Annotated in this window: 1 pseudogene; it reads right to left on the minus strand. The window is 62.9% G+C overall.

What is annotated here, in order from left to right:
• A pseudogene (gcbA, locus tag J5M71_RS27275) lies at positions 1-510 on the minus strand (diguanylate cyclase GcbA); the annotation flags it as partial.

The raw sequence follows: 510 nt of genomic DNA on the forward strand, positions 1-510 counted from the left end.
GTGCAAGGCCTGGGCGCGCGAGTCGTCGATGATCAGCACTTTATAGGGCTCGTACTGAGCGACGCAGGTCAGCACTTCGATTTTTTCCAGCAAGCTCGAGGCTTCGAGCGTGCCGGTGAGGAATTCCTGACCGCCGGCGCGCACGGCGGCGAGGCGGGTAGGGGTGTCGGTTTCGTGCAGGCTGAAGAACAGCAGTGGCAGGGGTTCTTCGAGGCCGACCTGAGCTTCGGCGGCGAGTTTCAGGCCGATGCCGGGGCCACTGAAATCCACGTCCATGACAATCGCCGCGGGCAAGCGCTCGACCATCGACGAGCGAAACGCGGCCACGCTGTCCAGTGCCTGTGCGCTCAAACCGAAAAATTCCAGTTGCTTGGCCAGGCGTTCGGCGCGGTCGTGATCCTGCAACATCACGTAGATCGGCTTGCGCAGCGGCGGCAGGAACGTCTGGTCGAGCTGATCACCATGGCGCAGGCCGGTGCGCGAAAGGCGCTGCATCAAGCGATTCAGATC

Origin of the sequence: Pseudomonas sp. 43(2021) (assembly GCF_017490805.1) — a bacterium.
Taxonomy (GTDB): Bacteria; Pseudomonadota; Gammaproteobacteria; order Pseudomonadales; family Pseudomonadaceae; genus Aquipseudomonas.